We start from the raw sequence: 19,464 nt of genomic DNA, 5'->3' as shown, positions 1-19,464 counted from the left end.
GAACAAGGCACTACAAGGGAGGGATGCGCGAATGAATGCTCGTCGATGGCCGGCAACGGCACTGGTGTGGCTGTCCCTGTGCCTTGCGCTGCTGGCGTGGGCCGTGCCGGCGCAGGCCAGGCCGGTGCCGGTGCCCGCCATGCAATCGCGCGTGGTCGACCTCACGAACACGCTGAAGGCGGACGAAGCCGTCGCGTTGCGCGGCGACATCGCCACCCTCGAGGCCCACACCCAGGCGCAGCTTGCGGTGCTGATCGTGCCGACCACGGGCGAAGACACCATCGAGCAGTACGCCACCCGCGTGTTCGCGCAATGGAAGCTCGGGCGCAAGGACGAGGACGACGGCGTGCTGCTGCTGGTGGCGCTGAAGGACCGCAAGATGCGCATCGAGGTGGGCACCGGGCTGGAAGGCACGGTCACCGACATCCAGGCCGGCCGCATCATCGACCGCGAAATGGCGCCGCGCTTTCGCAACGGCGACATCGCCGGCGGCGTGCAGGCCGCGGTGCGGGCACTGTCGCAGCTGATCGATCCGCGCACGCTCACGCCGCCCGTCGACACGAGCGAGCAGGTGCCGATCGACGTGACAACCGACAGCGCGCCCCGGCCAGCCTCGCGGGGCGCCCATGTGACGCCCGAAGGCTGGGCGCTGTTCGGCGTGCTGGCGTGGAGCCTGGGCGTGGGCGTCTGGTACGGCCGCGGGGTGGCCGGCAACGCACGCGGCCGCGCGGCGGTGCAACAGGCACCCCGCAAGCGCAAGGGCAAGCTGCAAGGCAAGGCCCGGCGCCCCGAGCTGCTGGCCGAAGCCGTCGCGTCGGTCACGCCCGACGCACCGCGGCGCAAGCGCAGCTGGCGCGTGGCACTGGCCTTGTTGGGAGCCGGTGCGGCGGGCGGCGCCGTGGCGCTGGCCAGCCCGGTGATGGCGGCCTTCCTGGCCACGCCGGCCCTGGTTGCCGGCGGTATCGGCTACGCCTGCGGGCGCTGGCGCACGGTGAGCTATGTGGTGGGCGGCATCGGGCTCGCGATCGCGGGGCTGGTCGCCCTGGCGTTCACGCTCGGCGCGGAGCGTTTCTGGTGGGGCTTTCTGTGGGCCATGGGCATCGCCGGCGTGTGCCTGTTCGCCACGGTCATCGTGGTGTGCATGCGCAACACCTGGCAGCGCAGCGTGCCGGGCTTCACGGTGCGCCTGCTGGTCGTGGGCGGCATCTGCGTCTTCATGGTGTGGGTGACACGCCCGGGCGCGGTGCCCGACGAGACCTGGATTCCCGCGGCGCTTGCGACCTTCATCGCGCTGCTGTTCGGTTTTCTGCCGTACGGCGGCGGGAGCGGTGGCAGTGGCGGCGACGACGACAGCGGCTGGAGCAGCAGTTCTTCTTCGTCGTCCTCTTCTTCGTCTTCTTCGTCCTCTTCCAGTTCGTCCTCGTCGTCCGGCGGCGGCGGCTCCAGCAGCGGCGGCGGCGCCTCGGGAAGCTGGTAGTTGCGGGGCGTCAGGGCGTCATGACGCCCGGAACACACCCAGCACGTAATCGACGAAGGTCTTGATCTTGGGCGAGTTGCGCCGCGCGGGCAGGTACACCAGGTTGATCTCCTGCGGCTTGAGCGCAAGCGAGGCCAGCACCGGCACCAGCAGGCCGGCGTCGACCTGCGGCTGCGCCAGCGACACCGGCAGCAGCGCAATGCCGCGGGCCGACAAGGCCAGCTGCAGGGTCAGCTCCAGGTCGTCCGACTGGCACACGCTGTCCACGCGCACCCGGTGGGTCCGCTCGAGCGTCGTGAGATGGACTTCCCGCTTGCGGCCCTCGGCTTCGCCCGACAGGAAGGCGTGCGAGGCCAGGTCGCCCAGGCTTTGGAGCGCGGCATGCGACGCCAGGTACAACGGCGCGGCGCACAGCATCAGCGGCTCGTTCTTCAGGTGGCGCGCCACCAATTCGTCGCAGCCTTCGCGCCCGCGCCGGATGGCCACGTCGGCTTCGTCGCGCACCAGGTCCGCGCGGTCGTTGCCGGTTTCGACCCTCACGTCGAGTTGCGGGTAGGCACGCATGAAATCGGGCAGGTGGCTGGTCAGCAGTTCGCGGCCGTAGTAGTGCGGCACGGCGATGCGCAGCCTGCCGGTGACGGCGCCTCCGCCCGCGGACAGGTTCAGCATCACGTCGTCGAGGATCGTCAGCACATGCTGGGCCGCCACCAGAAACTCCCGGCCCTCGTCGGTCAGGCCGAAGCGGGCGGCGCCGCGGTGCAGCAACTGGTGGCCCACCGTGGCTTCCAGCCGCTGCAACTGGCGCGATGCGGAGGCCTTGGGCACGTTCAGAACGTCGGCCGCGGGCGTCAGTCCGCCAAGCTGGGCGGCCTTGGTGAAGAGCCGCACGTCCGACAAAGAAAAGTCCTTCATTTCAACTTCTGGGGGCGCCGTTTTTCCGCGTTGGGGGTGATTGGGAAGTCGCTCACGGGTTCGCAAGTGACCTTTAGTTTCATTTTCAGCCAGTCAGGCAATAATTAGTAACAATTGGTGAACGTTTCCCCAAATCCGGGAAAAGTTCACTTTTTCATGACTTTTGTTTGAAACCGGCTTGTGCATTCCTGCGAACAAAGGTTTGCAGATCTGTCGCGCCGCTGCACCGGCCACCACCGCACCGCGGGTCCGGGCTTTGCAATGGCGGCAGAATTCGTCCAATCATTGAATGAATAGGCCTTTTTGATGCTCGCCCAAGCACCCCGCACCTCCCTGGCAGACACCGCCGCCGACAGCATCCGGGCAGAAATCTCCGCCGGGCGCTGGGCGGTCGGCTCGCGCATTCCCATCGAGCCGCAGCTCGCGCAGTTGCTGGGCGTGAGCCGCGGCACCGTGCGCGAAGCGGTCAAGACGCTGGTCTCGCGCGGGCTGCTCGAAGTGCGCCAGGGCTCGGGCACCTATGTGCGCTCGGGTTTCGACCCCTCCTCCAGCCTGCAGAAGATGCGCCTGGCCAGCCTGCGCGACCAGTTCGAGGTGCGCCGCGCGCTCGAGGTGGAAGCCGCGCGGCTGGCCGCCGTGCGCCACACCGCGCGCGACCTGCGCCGCCTGCACACCCTGCTCGACAAGCGCGGCGTGCCCGGCGCGGACGACAACGGCGCGGCTTTCATCGAGCGTGACCTGGCCTTTCACCTGGCCATCGTCGATGTGTCGGGCAACCTGGCGCTGGCCGAGACCTGCCGCTTCATCACGGGCTACATCAAGGAAACCATCGCCAGCACCATGGGCACGGTGCTGCCCGAGCCCGACGAGGCCGCGCACCGCGCCATCGTCGAAGGCATTGCCAGCCGCGACCCCGATGTGGCGGCCGCGGCGGTGCGCGCGTTCATGGCGCCGATGATCAACGCACTGGCGCTGGGCACGCCATGACCTCGGCCACGATTTCTTCCTCCCCGTCCTCCCCCTCCTCCACTGCCGCGTCGGCACACGGCCCCCAGGGCCTGGCGCGCCGCATCCTGCTGGGCGCCAGCGTGGTGCTGATCGCCTTCAACCTGCGCCCCGTGTTCGCCAGCCTGTCGGTGGTGTTGCCCGAGATCATCCAGGCCACCGGCCTCTCGGCCACCGCCGCGAGCCTGCTGACCACGCTGCCCATCCTCTGCCTGGGCGTGTTCGCGCCGCTGGCACCGGGCCTGGGCCGGCGCTTCGGCACCGAGCGCACGCTGCTCGGGTGCATGGTGCTGATCCTGGTGGGCACGCTGCTGCGCGGCACCGGCAACATCCCGCTGCTGTTCCTGGCCTCGGCCATCGCGGGCAGCGGCATCGCGGTGTCGAACGTGCTGCTGTCGGGCCTGGTGAAGCGCGACTTCGCCAGGCAGGCCGCGCTGATGATGGGCCTGTACACCATGGCCGTGTGCGGCGGCGCGGCCAGCGCGGCGGGGCTCACGGTGCCCATCGAGCATGCGCTGGACGGCGGCTGGACCACGGCCCTGGCCGTGTGGGCGCTGCCGGCCGCGCTGGTCACGCTGCTCTGGGCGCCGCAGGCGCTGGCACGCAAGCCGGTGGCCAGCGAATCGGGCTTCACGGTGCGCGGCCTGTGGCGCGACCGGCTGGCCTGGCAGGTCACCTTCTTCATGGGCCTGCAGTCCGCCCTCGCCTACATCGTGATGGGCTGGCTCGCGCCGATATTGCGCGAGCGGGGGCTGGGCAGCGAGACCGCGGGCTACGTGGTGTCGCTGTCGGTCATGACGCAGGTCGTCACCTGCCTCGTGGTGCCGGCGCTGGCCGTGAGGCTGCGCAACCAGCGCGGCCTGTCGGTGGTGCTGGCCATGCTCACGGTGGCGGCCATGCTCGCGATGCTGTTCGCGCCGCTCGGCGGCGTGTGGGCCTGGGCCGTGCTGCTGGGCATCGCGCAGGGCGGCACCTTTGCGCTGGCGCTCACCATGATCGTGCTGCGCTCGCCCGACTCGCACGTGGCCGCGCACCTCTCGGGCATGGCGCAGGGCGTGGGCTACATGGTGGCGGCCTTCGGCCCGCTGCTGGCCGGGCTGCTGCACGGCTGGACGGGGAGCTTTCGCGCCTCGTCGTGGCTGTTCGTCGGCCTGGGCATCGCGCTCGTCGTCGCAGGCCTGGGCGCCGGCCGCACGATGCACGTGGGCACGACGACCGTGCCCCGCCGATAGAAGCTGCTGCAGGTACGTTTCGGCCAGCAGCGCCCGGCAGGCCGCGCCGACCGGCAGGTTGCAAGGGAAAACGGTGGGTTCAAGGCTGCAGCGCCATCGCGGCCGGCAGCCGCGTCCATGGCAGGTCGGCCGGGTCGGCGGCCATCGGGCCCGGCGCCTTGGCCACGAGGATGGTGCTGGCGATGGGCGCGAAGTCGGCGCGAAAGTGCACCGAGCTCTTGTTGACCAGCACCTTCATCGCCTCGGGCTCGATGCCCACGTAGCGGAAGAACTCGCGGTCGAGCATCTGGCTCTTGCCGCTGGCCACGGCAATGCGCACGCCCTCGATCTCCAGGCAGGCGCTCAGGCCCAGCGACACCGTGCCGCCGCGCGACATCGGCCCCTTGCCCTGCACCTGGCCGTCGCTGAGCGCGGTCACGGTGAACAGGCCTTCGACCGGCACATCGCTGAACTGGCCGCCCCAGGTGGGCACCGAGGTGCCGAGCGCAATGCGAATCTGCGCGCCCACGCCGGCCTCGTGCGCCGCGGCCGCGGCCGCCGGGTCGAACATCAGGCCGAGTGCGACCTGGCCCGGGTAGCGCTTGCCCGCGCCTTCGGCCAGCAGCGCATGCAGCATGCCAGTGGTGTTGCTGTCGGCGCCCGCGCCGGGGTTGTCCTGCGTGTCGGCGATGACCACCGGCTGGCGCGCGCCCTCGGCCAGTTCGAGCGCGCGCGCCACGGCCACGCGAGGCTCCAGCACGTCGAGGCGCCATTGCGAGCGCGGCTGGTCGATGCGCTCGTACAGCGCGGCCACGGCCGCACCGGCGTCGTCGCCGTAGCCCCACACCACCGGTCCGCATTCGGCGATGTCGGCGGCCGGGAAGCCGGTGGCAAAGCTCAGCACCGCGTCGTGCCGCACGTCGAGCTCCTTCAGCAGCGCGTACACCGAGGCGGCCGGCTCGATCATGGTCGACTGCACGTTCAGCGGCAGCAGGAAACTGAAGCGACGCGCATGCAGCGGCTCGCGCGAACCGCGCGCCATGCGGCGCTCCAGCAGCGTCGCGGCCAGGCGGCCGGTGTCGGCCATGTCGATGTGCGGGTAGGTGCGGTAGGCGGCCAGCGCATCGGCCTCGGCCAGCATCTGAGCGGTGATGTTGCCGTGCAGGTCCAGGCTCGCGACGATGGGTACGTCGGGGCCCACCAGCGTGCGGATGCGCGCAATCAGTTCGCCTTCGGGGTCTTCGAGGTGCTCGGTCACGGCCGCGCCGTGCAGGTCGAGGTACACCGCGTCGATGCCGCCGTCGGCCAGCGCCGCGGCCAGGTCTTCGGTGATGGCGCCGGAGATGCGCTCGAAGGCGTCTTCGGTCACGTGCGCCGAAGGCGTGGCGCCGGCCCATGCGGAAGGCACCACCGACCAGCCCTTCTCGCGCGCCGCGTCGATGAAGCCGCCGACCGGAATGTTGCGCCCCGCATAGGCCTCGACGATGACCGCGCCGCGCCGGTACGGCGGAAAGCTGGAGCCCGCGTTGAACGCGGCCCAGTCGGCCTTGCTGGGCGCGAAGGTGTTGGTCTCGTGCTGGAAACCGGCGATGAAGACTTTCATGGATTCCTTGTCGTGGGCCTCGTCGGCGATCAGCATCTTGGGAGAATTCTTCGGTGCCTACTGCGGTCCGCCGCAGAAGTCCGCGCGCTCGGTGGTCTTCGCGGTGAAGCGGATGCGCGTGGTGGTGGCGGCGCGCTGCGGCTCGTTCTGCGGCCACTCGCTTTGCAGCCACGTGTACTGCCAGCCGTAGGGCGCGCCGGGTTTCGCGGCCTCGCCGTACACGATGCGCAGGCTGCCGTTGCTTTCGTCGTGGCAGTGCTTGGAGGTCTTGTAGTCCTTCTCGCTGAAGCAGGCGCGGATCATCTTGAAGCAAGAGAAGGGAATGGCTTCATGCAAGGCCTTGCCGCCTTCGAGCGGCACGAAGTCGGCGGTGTCGAACGAGGCGCCGCCGCCCGAGTACATCTCCGACACGGTCTGCAGCACGGCCACGGCCCACCTGCCTTCGGCCAGCGGGTAGAGCGCGGGCGCGAGCGACAGGCGCATGTCGCGCTTGTCGCCCGTGTCGCTCGCGGTGCCGCTGTCTTCTTTCTTGAGGGAGCTCGCGTAGCCCGAGAAGTCATGCAGCCGGTCGAGCTGCCAGCCCTTCGCGTCGGTGGTGCGCTTCACGCGCGCCATGGCCAGAGGCTCTGCCGAGAGCACCACGTAGTCGGCCGGCGTGGCGCCGCGCGGGCGGTACAGGCCGAGCTGCTGCACGTCGCAGGGCTGCGGCAGCAAGGCGCACAGGCGGGTGCGCCATTGCAGGTCGAGCGCCTCGGGCTTCTTCACCGCGTCGAACACCTGGGCCGACGGCGCGGCGAACACGGGCACGGCGAACAGCGATACGAGGAGACCGGCGGCGAGCAGCTTTTTCATGGAGCCGAATGGTAGCCATCCCTTGTCGTTCGCGTGCGGCTGCTTGATAGAGTCGGCCCCGACCATGAACCCTTCGTTCCCTTCGCCCCCCCTGCCCCCCATCCTGCGGATCGACGCGCTCGGCTTCGCCTACCCCGGCCAGCCGCCCATCGCCTCGAACTGGACCGCCGCCATCGGCCCCGGCGTCACGCTGCTGTACGGCGACACGGGCAGCGGCAAGAGTGCCCTGCTCCAGGTGATGGCGGGCACGCTGGGCGCCACCGGCCGCCTCACCGTGGCGGGCGCCAGCCTGGCCACCGCGCCCGAGGCCTACCGGCGCAACGTGTTCTTCGTCGACCCATCCACCGACCGCTTCGACCAGGCCACCGTGCACGAATGCACCGCCGCGCTGCGCAAGGGCGACGCGGGCTTCGACGATGCGCGATGGCAGGCGCTGGTCGAAGGCTTTTCGCTGACCCCGCACCTGGCGAAGTCGATGTTCATGCTGTCGACCGGCTCCAGGCGCAAGGTGTGGCTGGCCGCGGCACTGGCCTCGAGCCGCCCGCTGGTGCTGCTCGACGAGCCGGCGGCCGCGCTCGATGCGGGGTCGGTGCGCTGCCTGTGGCGTTCGCTGGGCGAACTGGTGCAGGAGGGCGCGCGCACTGGCCAGCACAGGGCCTTCCTGGTGGCCAGCGCCGAGCGCATCGACACCGTGCCGCTGGTGGCCACCCTCGCCCTGCCGCTGGCCTGATCCGCCATTGACAGCGACCCCCATGGGGGTGTTAGGCCCTTCGGCGGACCGAACCGGCCGCCGACGGGTGACAATCGGCGGTTCCGGCGGTTTGATCCCGCCAGAAGTTCCAGCCAACCCGACAACTCCAGTTTTACGGAAGCCAGCGCATGAGCTCGAAGCAACCCACCATCGTCTACACCCTCACCGACGAGGCGCCCCTGCTGGCGACCTACGCGTTTCTGCCCATCATCCGCGCCTTCACCCAACCGGCCGGCATCGACGTCACCACGAGCGACATCTCCGTGGCCGCCCGCGTGCTGGGCGAGTTCCCCGAATTCCTGAGCGACGCGCAGAAGGTGCCCGACAACCTCTCCGAACTCGGCAAGCTCACGCTGCAGGCCGACGCCAACATCATCAAGCTGCCCAACATCAGCGCGTCGGTGTCGCAGCTCAAGGCGGCCATCAAGGAACTGCAGGGCAAGGGCTACAAGATTCCCGACTACCCCGAGAACCCGACCACCGAAGAGGACAAGGACATCCGCGTGCGCTACAACAAGTGCACCGGCAGCGCGGTGAACCCGGTGCTGCGCGAGGGCAACTCCGACCGCCGCGCACCCAATGCGGTGAAGGAATACGCCCGCAAGAACCCGCACAGCATGGCCGATTGGAGCCAGGCCTCGCGCTCGCACGTCTCGCACATGCACGGCGGCGACTTCTATCACGGCGAAAAGTCCATGACCCTGGACCGCGCGCGCAACGTCAAGATGGAACTGATCACCAAGAGCGGCAAGACCGTGGTGCTCAAGTCCAAGGTGGCGCTGCTCGACCGCGAGGTCATCGACTCGATGTTCATGAGCAAGAAGGCGCTGCTGGCCTTCTATGAAAAGGAGATCGAGGACGCGCACAAGACCGGCGTCATGTTCTCGCTGCACGTGAAGGCCACCATGATGAAGGTCTCGCACCCCATCGTGTTCGGCCACTGCGTGAAGATCTTCTACAAGGAAGCCTTCGAGAAGCACGGCAAGCTGTTCGACGAGCTGGGCATCAACGTCAACAACGGCATGGTCGATCTGTACACCAAGATCGCCGCGCTGCCGCAGAGCACGCAGGACGAGATCAAGCGCGACCTGCACGCCTGCCACGAAGGCCGCCCCGAGCTGGCCATGGTCGACTCGGCCAAGGGCATCACCAACTTCCATTCGCCCAACGACGTGATCGTGGACGCTTCGATGCCCGCGATGATCCGCAACGGCGGCAAGATGTGGGGCGCCGACGGCCGCCTGAAGGACGTCAAGGCCGTGATGCCCGAATCGACCTTCGCCCGCATCTACCAGGAGATCATCAACTTCTGCAAATGGCACGGCGCCTTCGACCCCAAGACCATGGGCACGGTGCCCAACGTGGGCCTGATGGCGCAAAAGGCCGAGGAGTACGGCTCGCACGACAAGACCTTCGAGATTCCGGAAGACGGTGTGGCCAACATCACCGACCTGGACACCGGCGAAGTGCTGATGAGCGAAGACGTGGAGCAGGGCGACATCTGGCGCATGTGCCAGGTCAAGGACGCCGCGATCCGCGACTGGGTGAAGCTGGCAGTGAACCGCGCGCGCAACTCCGGCATGCCGGTGGTGTTCTGGCTGGACGCCTACCGCCCGCACGAGGCGCAGCTGATCACCAAGGTCAAGATGTACCTGCACGAGCACAACACCTCGGGCCTGGACATCCAGATCATGAGCCAGGTGCGCGCCATGCGCTACACGCTGGAGCGCGTCGTGCGCGGGCTGGACACCATCAGCGCCACCGGCAACATCCTGCGCGACTACCTGACCGACCTGTTCCCCATCATGGAGCTGGGCACCTCGGCCAAGATGCTGTCGATCGTGCCGCTGATGGCCGGCGGCGGCCTGTACGAAACGGGTGCGGGCGGCTCGGCCCCCAAGCACGTGCAGCAGCTGGTCGAAGAGAACCACCTGCGCTGGGACTCGCTCGGTGAATTCCTGGCGCTGGCCGTGAGCCTGGAAGACCTGGGCCTGAAGACCGGCAACGCGCAAGCCAAGATCCTGGCCAGGACGCTGGACACCGCCACCGGCAAGCTGCTGGACAACAACAAGAACCCGTCGCCCAAGACCGGTCAGCTCGACAACCGCGGCAGCCAGTTCTACCTGGCCATGTACTGGGCGCAGGAGCTGGCCGCGCAGACCGAAGACACGGCGCTGCAAGGCAAGTTCAAGAAGCTGGCCGAGACGCTTGCCGCCAACGAGAAGAAGATCGTCGACGAACTCGCGGCCGTGCAGGGCAAGCCTGTGGACATCGGCGGCTACTACCTGGCCGACCCCGAGAAGTTCACCGCGGTGATGCGTCCGAGCGCAACGCTCAACGCGACGTTGGCGGCGGCCCAGGCCTGATGCCGGCCGAGGCATGGGGGCAAGCCCCATGCCTCTCTTATGCCTCTTGCACCTCTCGCTACAGGGGATGCACAGAGGCCGGGCGTGGGACTAGACTGCTCCCCCCTCGAACGCTGTGCAAGGCAGGCCCCCCATGAAACACTGGTTGCTTCCCACCGCGCTGGCCCTTGCCGGCGCGGCCCATGCGGCGCACGGCGCCGAAAGCTGCGACGCCCTGCGCACCCAGATCGAATCGAAGATCGCCGCCGCCGGCGTGGCGCGCTTCACCGTCACCGTGGTCGATGCCAATGCGTCGGCCAACGGACAGGTGGTGGGCAGCTGCGAGCTCGGCAGGAGGAAGATCGTCTACGAGAAAGACGCCGGGCCCGACCGCGGCACGGTGCCGGCAGCACCCGCTGCATCGTCGGGCGCCCCGATCCTCACCGAATGCCGGGACGGCACCGTGTCCGCCGGCGGCGACTGCAAGAAATAGCGGTCAGGCGCCGTACCTGGGGTTGATCAGGCCCTTTTGCATGGCCTCGCGCACCGCCTGCACGCGCGACTTCACGGCCAGCTTGCGGTAGATGTTCTTGACCTGCGCATCCACGGTGTGCGTCGAGCGGTAGCTCACCTCGGCAATCTGCCGGTTGCTCAACCCCTGGGACATCATTCGCAGCACGCTGAGTTCGCGCGGCGACAAGCTGCCCGCCTGACGGTCCGGACCCGCCGACGCAGCGCGCGCGCGCTTTGCCTTCACGGGCGGCGAAACCGGGTCTGCAACGAGCGGCTGCGCACGCGCCTCCAGCTGCGGCGGCATCGAGGCCGTCTTCGTCGGCCCGGGTGCCGCCACGGATGTCTTCCCTGCCACGACGCGCTGTGCAATGCGCGACGCGGTGGCCGTGTCACCCTCGGCGATCAGGCGCATCAGGAACGCCAGCTCCACCTCGTTCGCCTCGGAAAACAGCAGGCCCACTGCGGTGGCAGCCACGGCCGAATCGACCGGCTGCACGTCGTTGCCGAGCGTGTGCAGGAACGGCTCGTGGCTGTTGCGGTTGGACATGCCTGTGCCATCGCCGCCATCGCTGCTGCTTCGCTGCACGGCAACCCGCTTGATTTTCTCGACGGACATGGACGCCTTCATATTCGCTCGGCAGGGTGTACGAATGCGCGGCCCACAGGCCCGATCGCGCGGACATGGCCCTGCAACCACGTCGACGCCAAGGTTGCAGGCTTGCGCCCTGCGGGCTTGACCGTGCGTCTCAGTTCTTGCGAGAATCCGCTGGTTTTGCAGTATTTGTTTACACTTTTGTTTTATTTACAGGTTTTTTGACGGGGCTTCACTCCGTTTTCAAGCACCTTCGATGGGCCTGCGACATCCCGCACCCGGCGTCCGTTCCACCCTGCAGAACGGCCTTCCCCACAGTCACTTCAACGTGCAGGCCGAGCCGCCTGCGCGCCGGTTGCAGGCATGGCGGGAGCGCGTGGGGCATGTCATCGACGTGCTGCCCGCGGCCGGCAACACCGGCCGGCCGTTTCGTGCGGCCATCGACCGCTACGACATCGGCGACATCGTCTTCACCGACTGCCGTTCCGACGCCATGCAGCTCGAACGCTCGCTGGCACGCATCTCCACCGACAACGTGCGCGACTACGCCCTGCATGTGTTCCTGGAAGGCGACGTCGAAGGCGTGCGCGTGCGCTCGTCGGCGCAGCCAAGAAGCGCGCCGCAGTCGGCCAGGGTGCTGGCGCTCGACATGGGCCAGCCGGTGCGCATGCAGCGCAACGCCTGCCGCGTGCTGACCTTCTTCGTGCCCGGTGCGTTGGTGGAAGAAGTCTTTCAAGACCCCGAGGCCCTTCACTGCCGCTCGATGCCCATCGACACGCCCGTCGCGCGGCTGGCCCTGAGCCAGGTCGAGGCGCTGGGCCGCGACATCGGCCACATGACCGCGCCCATGGCGCAAAGCGCCGTGCGTGCGAGCGCCCAATTGCTGCTTTCCGGCCTGGCCAAGGAGGCACGCCTGAGCGGCGGTGCGCGCGCCGCCGCACGCGCGGCCATGTTCGGCCAGGTGCGCCGCTACGTGCAGGCCAACCTGCACCGCAGCGAGCTCTCGCCCGAGCAGGTGCTGGCCACGCTGCGCCTGCCGCGCCCCACGCTGTACCGCATGTTCCAGCACGAAGGCGGCCTGGGCGCGTACATCCGCCACCTGCGGCTGCGCCATGCGGCCGACGACCTGGTGCGCTACCCGCACCTGATGGTCACCGACGTGGCCTACGGCGTCGGGTTCAAGAGCCCGTCCGATTTCACGCGGGCGTTTCGCAGGGCCTACGGCATGTCGCCGCAGGAGTTCAGGGCTTCGTCGGGCAAGGCGGCGTAGGCCACTGCAGCGCGCGCTCAGCGCTGGTTGCCGACCACCCGCGCAATCCACGCCAGCAGCACCGCCTCGACCTCTTCGCGATTGACCTCGTTCAGCGTCTCGTGGCGCGCGCCGCCGAACACGTGGCACGACACGTCGCGCAGCCCCGCCGCGCGGTAGCGCTGCACCAGCGGATGGAACCATTCGGCCTTGTTGCTCACCGGGTCCTCGTCGCCCACGAACAGGTACAGCGGCAGCTCGGGGCGGATGCGCTGGCGCATCGCATCGGGCGCCAGGTCGGCCAGGTTCGTGAACATCGAGCCCATGCCCTCGGCCGACACCGTGAACCCGCACAGCGGATCGGCGATGTACGCGTCGACCTGGGCCGGGTCGCGGCTGAGCCAGTCGAAGGGCGTGCGCACGTCGGGCAGCGCGGCGTTCATGTCTTCCAGCTTGAAGCCGGACTGCAGCGCGGCGCCCAGCAGGTCGAGCGCCGTGGTGCCCGAGAGCACCGCGCCCGACAGCAGCTCGCTGTGTTTCACCAGGTAGTACTGCGTGGCGAACGAGCCCATGCTGTGGCCAAGCAAAACCAGCGGCAGGCCCGGATGCACGCCGCGCACATGGCGGCTGAGCAGCGCCATGTCGTCCACCAGCCCGGCGAACCCGCGCGGACCGAACTCGCCCAGTTCGCCGCGCGCCGAGGCGCCCTTGCCGTGGCCGCGGTGCTCGTTCGAATAGACGACGTAACCGGCCTCCACCAGCGCGTGCGCCAGGTGCCTGTAGCGCAGCGAATGCTCGCCCATGCCGTGCGCCAGCTGGACGACGGCGCGCTGCGTGGCGCCCTGCCATCGATGGGCCTCCACCGTGACGCCGTCGTTGGCGGTCAGGTCGAAGTGCGTCTCGGTGATTGGCATGCGGTGCTCCAGTGATCCGGTTGAAAAAAGAGGTTGACTGCCATCCTAGGCGGTGGCGACCGGGGCGGGCATCAGGGCTTTCCAGCTTTTGGCGCGCGACAGGCGGCAAGCACTTCGGCCATCTTTCGCAAGGCCGCCTCGGGCGTCGGCTCGATGTGCATCGAGCAGGCCAGCATGAGGTTCAGCTGCTGGCCGAAGTCTTCGACGGCAATGCCGGTGGCGCTTTCGCGCAGCACGCCGCTGGCGTCCTTCTCGCATGGCAATGCGGCCTGCGCGCGGTCTGCGTAGCTGCCCTCGGGCACGCCGTAGGCCACGACGGGAATCCCCAGCGCCACCGCCGCGCCCACCTCGAACACCGTGCCGGAATCGGGCTCCAGGCCCCTGAAGCATGCGAGGTTGGCGACGACGCCGTCGGCGCCGCGAAGGCGCTGCATGTTGGCTTGGTAGATCTGCTTTTCCGGGGCCTCGGTGGTCAAGCCTTCGTTGCCGTCGGCCGGCAGCAGGGCGGCGAGGCCGAGCGCGTCGCAAGCGGCGGTGAGTCGCACGAAGTGGTCCCTGGCATCGGGGCGAAAGACATCGGGCCCCGCCAGGTAGATCCGAGGGCGCTTGGGGGTTTCGAGGGTTTCGGCCATCGACAGAGCATCTTCGATTTTCGGAACCGGCTCAAGCTGCGCAGGCGCTGGCGAATCGGGCAAGAAAGACGCCGTGCCGCAGCGCCGGGCCGCTGCGCGTTTTGCAGGATCAGGCAAAAACCAAGTTCGATCCGGATACCGCTTTCGGCCCCTGCCGCGAGACACTTCTTTGCATGCCCGGTGCACCCTCTTCTGTGTGGACCCTACGGCAACCGAACCGCACGAGGAGTTTTCAAATGAGCGCAATCCAGGAAAAAGTCGTACTCATCACCGGCGCGAGCAGCGGCATCGGAGAAGCGACCGCGCGGCTGCTGGCGCGGCGCGGTGCCAAGGTGGTGCTCGGTGCGCGGCGCACCGACCGCCTGGCGGCGCTCGTGGCCGAGATCGAGGCCACGGGCGGCACCGCGAGCTTTCAGCGGGTCGACGTGACGCACCGGCCCGACATGGAGGCATTTGCCGAGTTCGCCCTCGAGACGCACGAGCAGATCGACGTGCTGGTGAACGCCGCGGGCGTGATGCCGATGTCGCCGCTGTGGAACCGCAAGATCGAGGAGTGGGAACTCATGATCGACGTGAACCTGCGCGGCGTGCTGCTCGGCATTGCGGCGGTGCTGCCGGCGATGCAGGAGCAGGGCTGGGGTCACATCGTGAACGTGGCGCCGGTGGCGATGCAGGGCGTGTCGCCCGGCTCGGCCGTGTACCACGGCACGCAGTACGCGGTGAATGCCATCTCCGAAGGACTGCGCCAGGAGCATGCGGGCCGCCTGCACGTGACGGTGGTCAGCCCCGACGTGAACGGCCCGAGCGATCCGCTGGCCGAGCGCATCGCGGCCAGCTATTGCCGCGAGCGCATGCGCACCAACCGGCGCATCGCGGTGCCGCTGGATGCGGTGGCCCGGTCGATCGCCGGGGCCATCGAGGGCTACGGCATCACGGCCGGCACGATGCGCGCGCCGGCCAGGCACCGCCCGCATCCGGCCGAGTACGCTCAGTAGGTCTTGTAGGGCAGGAACTTGCCCGACAGCACCACGTTGACGCGGTCGCCCTTGGGGTCGGCCTGGCGCTGGATGTCCATGCTGAAGTCGATGGCGCTCATGATGCCGTCGCCGAACTCTTCGTGGATCAGCTCCTTGATGGTGGTGCCGTACACGCTCACGATCTCGTACCAGCGGTAGATGAGCGGGTCGGTCGGCACCGGCGTGGGCAGCGAGCCCTTGTAGGGCACCACCTGCAGCCACTTCTGCTCTTCGACCGTGAGGCCGAAGATCTTGCCCATGACCCTGGCCTGCTTGTCGTCGAGCGTCATCTGGCCGAGGCAGGCGGCGGTGGTCCACTCCTTCGACTGGCCGACCTTTTTCGCCACATCGGCCCACTGGATGCCCTTGCTCACCTTCACCGTGATGATCTTCTCGGTGACGTCGTTGCGGTTCATGCGGGTTTGCTCCTGATTGAATTGAAAAGAGAACGCGGAAGTCACGACGCCTTCGCGCGCGTGACGAGGAAATCGACGATGTGGTTGCGCAGCGCGTAATAGCCGTCCAGGTGGTGCAGCGACGCACGCGTGCGTTCGCGCGGCAGCGGGTTGACCACGGTCTCGGCGATGTTGCCGGCGCGGTAGCCGCCGCCGGGCTGCTCGGCGCCGTTGGTCATGAGCAGGATGCGGTCGGCCAGCAAAATGGCCTCGTCCACATCGTGCGTGATCATGAAAACGGTCTGCTGCGTCTGGCGCACGATGGCCATGAGTTCGTCTTGAATGGTGCCGCGCGTGAGCGCATCGAGCGCGCCGAAGGGCTCGTCGAGCAGCAGCATCTTGGGCTGGATGGCAAAGGCGCGCGCAATGCCCACGCGCTGCTTCATGCCGCCCGACAGCTGCGAGGGCTTCTTGTCGATGGCGCCCTGCAGGCCCACCATGGCCACGAAGCGTTCCACCTGCGCATCGACCTGCGCGGCCGACCACTGGGGCCAGCGCGAGACCACGGCGAAGGCGATGTTCCTGCGCACGGTGAGCCAGGGCATGAGCGCGTGGCTTTGAAACACCACGCCGCGCTCCAGGCTGGGGCCGGCCACCTCGCGCCCGTCCATGAAGACATGCCCCGCGCTGGCCTGGTCCAGGCCCGCCAGCACGTTCAGGATGGTGGTCTTGCCGCAGCCCGAGTGGCCGATGATGCAGACGAACTCGCCGCGCTCGATGGTGAACGACACGTCGGCGAACACCGCCCGCGCGGGCACGAAGGCCTTGCCCAGGCCCTCGATGCGCAGAAAGCCGCGCAGGCCCGCAACGTCCAGCGGCGTGGGGGGCACGAGCGAGGTCGTGGCGACGTCCGGGGCGGGAACATGGGTGCGGTCACTCCACATAGGTCACCTTGCGCTGCAGGCCGGCGAAGGCCTGGTCGAGCAGCATGCCCACGAGGCCGATCAGCAGGATGGCGAAGATCACGTTGGTGAGCGACAGGTTGTTCCACTCGTTCCACACGAAGTAGCCGATGCCCGTGCCGCCCACCAGCATCTCGGCCGCCACGATGACCAGCCACGCAATGCTCATGCTGATGCGCATGCCGGTGAGGATGGTGGGCGCCGCCGCCGGCAATATCACGCGCAGCGCGCGGCGCAGCGGCTTCACCTCGAGCGTGCTGGCCACCGCGAGCCATTCGCGCTTGACCGAGGCCACGCCGAAGGCGGTGTTCAGCAGCATCGGCCACACCGAGCAGATGAAGATCACGAAGATGCCGCTGGCCGACGAGTCCTTGATGGTGTAGAGCGCCAGCGGCATCCACGCCAGCGGCGAGATGGGCTTGAGCACCTGGATGAACGGATCGAAGGCCCTGTGCAGCAGCGGCGACATGCCGATGACGAAGCCCAGCGGCACCGCCACCAGGCAGGCCAGCGCAAAGCCCAGCCCCACGCGCGCCAGCGAGTACGCCAGCTGGATGGCAATGCCCTTGTCGTTGGGCCCGTTGTCGTAGAACGGGTTCGACAGGTGCGCCCATGCGGTGGCGCCCATCTCGGCGGGCGTGGGAAAGCCCGAGCTCTTCACCTGGCCCTGGGTCGGGTCCTTGCCGAGCATCTTCTGGTACTCGATCTGCTCGGCGGTCATGCCGGCCGCCGCAGAGGTGTCCGAGGTTTCGCCGGTGGGCATGGTCGCCAGCTGCCACACCCCGAGCAGCAGCAAAAACATCAGCAGCGACACCAGCGCCGCCCTGAAGGAAACGGATTTCGTCGCCATGGCTCAGGCCATCTTCGCGATGGCGAAGCTCTTGACGTAGTCGTCGGGCCTGGACGGGTCGAACACCTTGCCCATGATGGTGAACTTTGGGTACGCGCCGTCGGGCACGGCCTGGCCGAGTTCCTTCATGCGCTTCTTGGCGTCGGTCAGCAGGAACACCCTTTCGGCGATCTGCCTGTAGTTGATGTCGCCCTTCACGTAGCCCCATCGCTTCATCTGCGTGAGCATCCACACGGCCATCGACTGCCAGGGAATGGGGTCGAAGTCGGCGCGGTCGGGCACGGTGCGGATGTTGCCCAGGCCGTCGGCGAACTTGCCGGTGAGCACCTGCATGAGCACGGTCTCGGGCTGGTTCAGGTACTGCGCGGGCGCGATCACCTTGGCGATGAGCTCGCGGTTCTTCGGGTCGCGCGCCATGGCCGAGGCGGTGAGCACCGAGCGCACCAGCGCGGCGAAGGTGTTGGGGTTCTTCTCGATGAACTCGGTCGAGGTGCCGAAGGCGCAGCACGGGTGGCCGTCCCACAGCTCCTTGGTGAGCAGGTGGATGAAGCCGATTTCCTCGAACACGGCGCGCTGGTTGAAGGGGTCGGGGCCCAGGTAGCCGTCGATGTTGCCGGCGCGCAGGTTGGCCACCATCTCGGGCGGCGGCACCACGCGGATCTGGATGTCGGTGTCGGGGTTCAGGCCCGCTTCGGCCACGTAGTAGCGCAGCAGGAAGTTGTGCATGCTGTACTCGAAGGGCACGGCGAACTTCAGGCCCTTCCACATCTTCGGGTCGCGCTTGTCCTTGTGCTTGTTGGCCAGGGTGATGGCCTGGCCGTTGGTGTTCTGGATGGTGGCGACGTTCATGGGCACGGCATTGGAGCCCGCGCCCATCGAGATGGCCAGCGGCATGGGCGACAGGAAGTGCGTGGCGTCGTACTCCTTGTTGAGCATCTTGTCGCGAATGAGCGCCCAGCCTGCCGTCTTGACCACCTCCACGTCGAGGCCCTGCCTGGCATAGAAGCCCAGCGGGTGCGCCATGATGAGCGGCGTGGCGCAGGTGATGGGAATGAAGCCGATCTTCAGCTTCGTCTTCTCCAGCGGCGCCTTCTCCTGCGCCATGGCCTGCAACGCGCCCAGCGGCATGACCGAGGCGATGGCGGCGCGCGCGGTGTTGGCGCCCACGGCACGCAGAAAGCCGCGGCGCACGCTGTCGACCGGAAACAGCGCCTTCATGAGGCTGGCCTCGAGCTTGTCTTCGGGCAGCACGCCCGAGCTGCCCGCACCGTGCACGCGCCCGCAGGCGCAGCGCATCTTCAGTGGCCGGTCGGCATCGTAGGGATCGCAGGCGGTCGGTTCGTGCGGGCTGGACATGGTGGTGCACCTCGTTGAAAAGATGCATCTGCCGTTGCAAGCGCCGGGCCGGAATTGCCATGCACAGGCCGTTCGGCGCGTCGCGGCCTCAGATCGTGCCGCCGATGTCGAGGCCTTGTAGGGCTGGCACTACAAGCCGGGGCATGCGGGCCGGGTTTTCAGCCGGTGGTGCCCTGCTTGCCTTGGCGTTCGGCATACAGGGCCAGCTCGACGTCGTTCTTGGTGCCGGTCTTTTCGAGGATGCGCGCGCGGTAGGTGCTGACGGTGTTGGGTGCCAGGCCCAGCTGCGCACCGATTTCGCTCACGCTGTGCCCGGCGCTGAGCAGGCGGTACACCTGGTGCTCGCGGTGCGAGAGCACTTCGGCGCCCTGCCCTGCGCCCTGGCCGACAGCGGTGGCCAGCGCCTCGGCGGTGGCCGCGGACACATACAGCCCGCCCGCCGCCACCTTGCGCACCGCCCCGACCATGTCGTCGGCATCGGCGCTCTTGTTCAAGTAGCCCGAGGCGCCGAGCTTGATGCAGCGCACGGCGTATTGCTTCTCGGGGTAGGTGCTGAGCATCAGCACGGGGAGCTTGGGCCACTGCTTGCGCAGCGCCTGCAGCACGTCGAGCCCGTCGCGCTCGGGCAGCGCGATGTCGAGCAGCACCACGTCGAGGCCTTCGGGCCCGCCGAGCGCCTGCACGGCTTCCAGCACTTCGGGGCCGGTCTGTGCTTCTGCACGCACGGTCATGGCGGGCAAGCCGTTGGAGAGATCGCCGAGCATCTGCTTGAGGCCCTCGCGCACGATGCGGTGGTCGTCGCCTATGAGCACGCGGATGTCGGTCATTT

The 19,464-nt window shown here is 68.2% G+C and carries 19 protein-coding genes; 8 read left to right on the top strand and 11 right to left on the bottom strand.

Going from position 1 to position 19,464, the window contains the following annotated elements; translation table 11 throughout:
* Positions 1 to 31: 31 nt before the first annotated feature.
* The gene (locus ACSFA5_RS05910) at positions 32 to 1,477 is read left to right on the top strand and encodes a TPM domain-containing protein (protein WP_435443105.1); all 1,446 of its coding nucleotides are present in this window, start codon (positions 32 to 34) and stop codon (positions 1,475 to 1,477) included.
* Between the two features lie 18 nt (positions 1,478 to 1,495).
* Here ACSFA5_RS05910 and ACSFA5_RS05905 read toward each other — a convergent pair whose 3' ends face one another.
* Positions 1,496 to 2,389 (bottom strand): LysR family transcriptional regulator, encoded by an 894-nt coding sequence (locus tag ACSFA5_RS05905; RefSeq protein WP_435443104.1) that lies wholly within the window; start codon positions 2,387 to 2,389, stop codon positions 1,496 to 1,498.
* Positions 2,390 to 2,695: 306 nt separating this feature from the next.
* On the opposite strand from ACSFA5_RS05905, the gene ACSFA5_RS05900 reads away from it, so the two are divergent.
* Together ACSFA5_RS05900 and ACSFA5_RS05895 are read left to right on the top strand one after the other, a co-directional pair.
* Positions 2,696 to 3,376 (top strand): FadR/GntR family transcriptional regulator, encoded by a 681-nt coding sequence (locus ACSFA5_RS05900; RefSeq protein WP_435443103.1) that lies wholly within the window; start codon positions 2,696 to 2,698, stop codon positions 3,374 to 3,376.
* Positions 3,373 to 4,626, top strand: a complete 1,254-nt coding sequence (locus ACSFA5_RS05895) for a CynX/NimT family MFS transporter (RefSeq protein ID WP_435443102.1) — start codon at positions 3,373 to 3,375, stop codon at positions 4,624 to 4,626. Before ACSFA5_RS05900 ends, ACSFA5_RS05895 begins: the two co-directional genes overlap by 4 nt.
* A 79-nt stretch (positions 4,627 to 4,705) precedes the next feature.
* On the opposite strand, the gene ACSFA5_RS05890 is transcribed toward ACSFA5_RS05895, so the two are convergent.
* The gene (locus ACSFA5_RS05890) at positions 4,706 to 6,244 is read right to left on the bottom strand and encodes a M81 family metallopeptidase (RefSeq protein ID WP_435443101.1); all 1,539 of its coding nucleotides are present in this window, start codon (positions 6,242 to 6,244) and stop codon (positions 4,706 to 4,708) included.
* Positions 6,245 to 6,265: 21 nt separating this feature from the next.
* Positions 6,266 to 7,060: a hypothetical protein gene (locus ACSFA5_RS05885; protein ID WP_435443100.1), complete on the bottom strand. Its 795-nt coding sequence runs from the start codon at positions 7,058 to 7,060 to the stop codon at positions 6,266 to 6,268.
* A gap of 64 nt (positions 7,061 to 7,124) precedes the next feature.
* Here ACSFA5_RS05885 and ACSFA5_RS05880 point away from each other — a divergent pair, with 64 nt between their 5' ends.
* The 3 genes from ACSFA5_RS05880 (at position 7,125) to ACSFA5_RS05870 (ending at position 10,649) form a co-directional block, all read left to right on the top strand.
* A complete protein-coding gene (locus ACSFA5_RS05880; RefSeq protein ID WP_435443099.1) occupies positions 7,125 to 7,790 on the top strand; it encodes an ABC transporter ATP-binding protein in 666 nt (221 codons plus the stop codon).
* A 149-nt stretch (positions 7,791 to 7,939) separates the two neighbouring features.
* The gene (locus tag ACSFA5_RS05875; protein WP_435443098.1) at positions 7,940 to 10,177 is read left to right on the top strand and encodes an NADP-dependent isocitrate dehydrogenase; all 2,238 of its coding nucleotides are present in this window, start codon (positions 7,940 to 7,942) and stop codon (positions 10,175 to 10,177) included.
* Positions 10,178 to 10,310: 133 nt separating this feature from the next.
* Positions 10,311 to 10,649 (top strand): DUF1161 domain-containing protein, encoded by a 339-nt coding sequence (locus tag ACSFA5_RS05870; RefSeq protein ID WP_435443097.1) that lies wholly within the window; start codon positions 10,311 to 10,313, stop codon positions 10,647 to 10,649.
* Between the two features lie 3 nt (positions 10,650 to 10,652).
* Here the strand turns inward: ACSFA5_RS05870 and ACSFA5_RS05865 are convergent, their stop codons facing one another.
* Positions 10,653 to 11,285: a helix-turn-helix transcriptional regulator gene (locus tag ACSFA5_RS05865; protein WP_435443096.1), complete on the bottom strand. Its 633-nt coding sequence runs from the start codon at positions 11,283 to 11,285 to the stop codon at positions 10,653 to 10,655.
* A gap of 232 nt (positions 11,286 to 11,517) precedes the next feature.
* Here ACSFA5_RS05865 and ACSFA5_RS05860 point away from each other — a divergent pair, with 232 nt between their 5' ends.
* Entirely contained in the window at positions 11,518 to 12,531 is a 1,014-nt protein-coding gene (locus ACSFA5_RS05860; protein ID WP_435443095.1) for an AraC family transcriptional regulator, read from the top strand.
* A gap of 17 nt (positions 12,532 to 12,548) precedes the next feature.
* Here the strand turns inward: ACSFA5_RS05860 and ACSFA5_RS05855 are convergent, their stop codons facing one another.
* Together ACSFA5_RS05855 and ACSFA5_RS05850 are read right to left on the bottom strand one after the other, a co-directional pair.
* Positions 12,549 to 13,424, bottom strand: a complete 876-nt coding sequence (locus tag ACSFA5_RS05855) for an alpha/beta hydrolase (protein ID WP_435443094.1) — start codon at positions 13,422 to 13,424, stop codon at positions 12,549 to 12,551.
* Positions 13,425 to 13,495: 71 nt separating this feature from the next.
* The gene (locus ACSFA5_RS05850) at positions 13,496 to 14,056 is read right to left on the bottom strand and encodes a nucleoside 2-deoxyribosyltransferase (protein ID WP_435443093.1); all 561 of its coding nucleotides are present in this window, start codon (positions 14,054 to 14,056) and stop codon (positions 13,496 to 13,498) included.
* A gap of 236 nt (positions 14,057 to 14,292) precedes the next feature.
* Between ACSFA5_RS05850 and ACSFA5_RS05845 the strand changes: the two genes are divergently transcribed.
* Complete coding sequence (locus ACSFA5_RS05845) at positions 14,293 to 15,051, top strand: SDR family oxidoreductase (RefSeq protein ID WP_435443092.1); 759 nt, start codon at positions 14,293 to 14,295, stop codon at positions 15,049 to 15,051.
* Here ACSFA5_RS05845 and cynS read toward each other — a convergent pair.
* The 5 genes from cynS to ACSFA5_RS05820 form a co-directional block, all read right to left on the bottom strand.
* Complete coding sequence (cynS, locus tag ACSFA5_RS05840) at positions 15,045 to 15,488, bottom strand: cyanase (protein WP_435443091.1); 444 nt, start codon at positions 15,486 to 15,488, stop codon at positions 15,045 to 15,047. The two genes, ACSFA5_RS05845 and cynS, sit on opposite strands and share 7 nt — an antisense overlap.
* A gap of 41 nt (positions 15,489 to 15,529) precedes the next feature.
* A complete protein-coding gene (locus tag ACSFA5_RS05835) occupies positions 15,530 to 16,411 on the bottom strand; it encodes an ABC transporter ATP-binding protein (protein ID WP_435443090.1) in 882 nt (293 codons plus the stop codon).
* Positions 16,401 to 17,279 (bottom strand): nitrate ABC transporter permease, encoded by an 879-nt coding sequence (gene ntrB, locus ACSFA5_RS05830; RefSeq protein WP_435443089.1) that lies wholly within the window; start codon positions 17,277 to 17,279, stop codon positions 16,401 to 16,403. Before ntrB ends, ACSFA5_RS05835 begins: the two co-directional genes overlap by 11 nt.
* Before the next feature lie 3 nt (positions 17,280 to 17,282).
* Entirely contained in the window at positions 17,283 to 18,635 is a 1,353-nt protein-coding gene (locus ACSFA5_RS05825; protein WP_435443088.1) for a CmpA/NrtA family ABC transporter substrate-binding protein, read from the bottom strand.
* A gap of 158 nt (positions 18,636 to 18,793) precedes the next feature.
* Positions 18,794 to 19,462 carry a response regulator transcription factor gene (locus ACSFA5_RS05820; protein WP_435443087.1) on the bottom strand — a complete coding sequence of 223 codons (669 nt, stop codon included), beginning with the start codon at positions 19,460 to 19,462 and terminating at the stop codon, positions 18,794 to 18,796.
* Positions 19,463 to 19,464: the final 2 nt, after the last annotated feature.

The sequence above is a fragment of the Variovorax monticola genome, from assembly GCF_051216855.1.
Lineage (GTDB): Bacteria > Pseudomonadota > Gammaproteobacteria > Burkholderiales > Burkholderiaceae_C > Variovorax.
Note: the sequence above shows the minus strand (reverse complement) of the source record. Positions and strands in the feature narration are given on the sequence as shown.